General features: G+C 68.1%; 2 protein-coding genes. One reads left to right on the top strand and one right to left on the bottom strand.

Annotation, left to right across the window (positions count from 1 at the left end; all coding sequences use genetic code 11):
- On the top strand, nucleotides 1–1363 hold a 1363-nt coding region (locus tag VFT73_RS12430), incomplete at its 5' end, for a hypothetical protein (protein WP_326411570.1).
- A gap of 66 nt (nucleotides 1364–1429) precedes the next feature.
- On the opposite strand, the gene VFT73_RS12425 is transcribed toward VFT73_RS12430, so the two are convergent.
- Nucleotides 1430–2909, bottom strand: a 1480-nt coding sequence (locus tag VFT73_RS12425) for a biotin/lipoyl-containing protein (protein ID WP_326411568.1), incomplete at its 5' end; no start/stop codon positions are given.

Here is a 2909-nt window from a genome sequence, read left to right as displayed (position 1 = left end):
CAAGCTGGCAGCCGACATCCCGTCGCTCGACGACCGGCAGGTGATGGCGCGGATGATCGAGCTGATCGCCGCCACCGGCGAAGGCCATACCCGCCTGACCCTGCCGCTCCCCGAAAGCGCAGGGGTGTTCCTGGGCCATGCCAAGACCGAGGCGCCGAAGGTGCCCGTCTTCGCCACGCTGCCGATCCGGCTGACGGCGGCAAGCGACGGCTATCTGGTGACGGCCGCGGCACCGAAATACCGCAAGCTGGTCGGCGCCTCGCTGGTGTCGATCGACGACAAGCCTGTCGCCGCGATCGAGGCGGCGATGCTGCCGCTGGTCAATGGCGACAATGCCGGCATGAAGCGCGCCTATCTGCCCAGCTTCATCATGCTGCCCGACCTGCTCCGCGCCCGCGGCGTGACCGCGGGCACGGACGCGCGCTGGCGGTTCCGGCTGTCGAACGGGCGCGAGGTCGGGGAGCGCCTTGCTGCTCTGCCGGACGGCGCCGATCTGGCCTGGGCGAAGGAGCCCGAGACGCCGATCTTTGGGCTGGAGACATTGGACGGCGGCATCGTCGTCGCGCGGATCTCGGAAATCGGGAACGCGCCCGGCCAGAGGCTCGCCGCCTTCGCCGACAAGGTTTATGCCGCGGTCGATGCGGCGCCCGACGCGCGGCTGGTGATCGACCTGCGCGGCAATCCGGGCGGCAACAACTTCCTGATCGATCCGGTCGTGCGCGGCGCGATCGCGCGTCCGGCGCTTTGGAAGCCGGGCCATCTGTTCGTGCTGATCGACGCGAAGACTTTCTCCGCCGCGCAGAACCTCGTCAACGCGATGGAGCGCTGGACGCCCGCCGTGTTCGTCGGCGAGCCGACAGGAGGCGCGCCGTCCAGCTATGGCGATTCGAAGCGCATCACGCTGCCGGAATCGGGCCTGACGCTGCGCGTGTCGAGCCTCTACTGGCAGGACACCGGCCCGCTCGACAAGCGCGACGCGACCGCGCCGCACGTCGCGGCGCCGCGCACCGTCGCCGACGTGCAGCAAGGCCGCGACCCCGCGCTGGCGGCGGTGCGCTCGCTGACCCAGCCAAAAGGCTCCGCGCAGGGCAGCTGGGCAGCGCCGTTCACCTATGCCTATCGGCCGGCGACACTCCGCGTCCGCTTCGGGCCGGACGGCGGCAGTTTCGCCGTGCCAGAGGTGAAACTCGCCGATACCCCCTTCGAGAGCGTGACGCTGACCGGCAGCGACGTGACCGCGACCGGTAAGGTCCGAGAGTCGGTCTTCACCCTGCACGGGCAATCCACGGCGGGCGGCCTGATCGGCTGGCTGGACGTGAACGGCCGCCCCTACCCCTTCGTCGCGAAACGCGCGGGCGAGTAGCGCGGTTCGCGACCTGATCGACTCACATCGCTCGTCCCGAGCGAGCCAAGCTGGCATGTAATTCAGCTATTCGAGCTCCAGGATCACTGCGTCTACGGCGAGGCTGTCGCCGGGCTTCGCATCGACGCGCTTGACCGTGCCTGCCTTCTCCGCGCGGAGGATGTTCTCCATCTTCATCGCCTCGACGACGGCGAGCGGCTGGCCTGCCTCCACCTTGTCGCCCTGGCCGACGTTCAACGACACCAGCAGGCCCGGCATCGGGCAGAGCAGGAAACGCGACAGGTCGGGTGGCACCTTGTCGATCATGTGGGTCGCGAGCGCGGCAATGTGCGGCGGCCAGACGTCGACCAGATGCGCCGCGCCGCGGGTCGTCAGCTTCCATCTGCGGCCCTTCCGCTCGACGCGCACGGCAATGGGCTCGCCGTTCAGCTCGCCTTCGAACAGCGCCTGTCCCGGTTCCCAATCGCCTTCCAGATCGATCGGGTCGCCCTGTCCGTCGATGATCGCCGACAGGCTGAGCTCATCGCCTTTGAAGGAGACATGCATCTGGCGGCCGTCGATGCGCACAATGCGCTCGGGCGAAAGCTCGGGCCCGCCGTTCAGCTGCCCGTCGATGTCGCCGGCGCGAGCGTCGGCTTCGAGCCCGATCATCGCCGCGACCGCCGCCAGCCCCTCGATCAGTCGGCGGGACGCGGGCGCGCCGTGGAAGCCTTCCGGATACTCCTCGGCAATGAAACCCGTCGTCAGCTGCCCCTCGCGGAAACGGGGGTGCTGCATCAGCGCAGAGAGGAAGTCGATATTGTGGCCAGGCCCGTCGATCTCGAACCGATCGAGCGCGGCAATCTGAGCGTCGATCGCCTGCTCGCGCGTGGGGGCCCAGGTGATCAGCTTGGCGATCATCGGGTCGTAGAAGATGGAGACTTCGCCGCCCTCGCGCACGCCGTCGTCGACGCGTGTGTAGGGTGCTGCCCCGTCGTGCTCCTGCGAAAGCAGGAGCCCAGAGTCACCCGCTCCGAGCCCGTCCATCTGGGCTCCTGCTTTCGCAGCAGCGCTGTGTCCCGGTGGGCGGTATTGGACGAGGCGGCCGGTCGAGGGCAAAAACCCCCGATACGGATCCTCCGCATAAACCCGGTTCTCGATGGCCCAGCCGTTCAGCTTCACATCGTCCTGCGTGAATCCCAACGGCTCGCCCGCCGCGACGCGGATCATCTGCTCGACCAGATCGAGGCCGGTGATCGCCTCCGTCACCGGATGCTCGACTTGGAGCCGGGTGTTCATTTCGAGAAAGTAGAAGCTCTTGCCGGTCGGGTCCGCGCCCGAGACGATCAGTTCGACCGTGCCGGCGCTGTAATAGCCCACCGCCCGCGCCAGCGCGACGGCCTGCTCGCCCATTGCCTTGCGCATTTCGGGCGTGACGAAAGGCGACGGCGCCTCCTCGACCACTTTCTGGTGCCGCCTCTGGATCGAGCATTCGCGCTCGCCCAGATAGACGATGTTGCCTTGGCTGTCGCCGAGCACCTGGATTTCGATGTGGCGCGGGCTTTCG

Origin of the sequence: Sphingomonas sp. (assembly GCF_035758555.1) — a bacterium.
Taxonomy (GTDB): domain Bacteria; phylum Pseudomonadota; class Alphaproteobacteria; order Sphingomonadales; family Sphingomonadaceae; genus Sphingomonas_B.
This window is presented reverse-complemented; position numbering and strand designations above follow the sequence as displayed.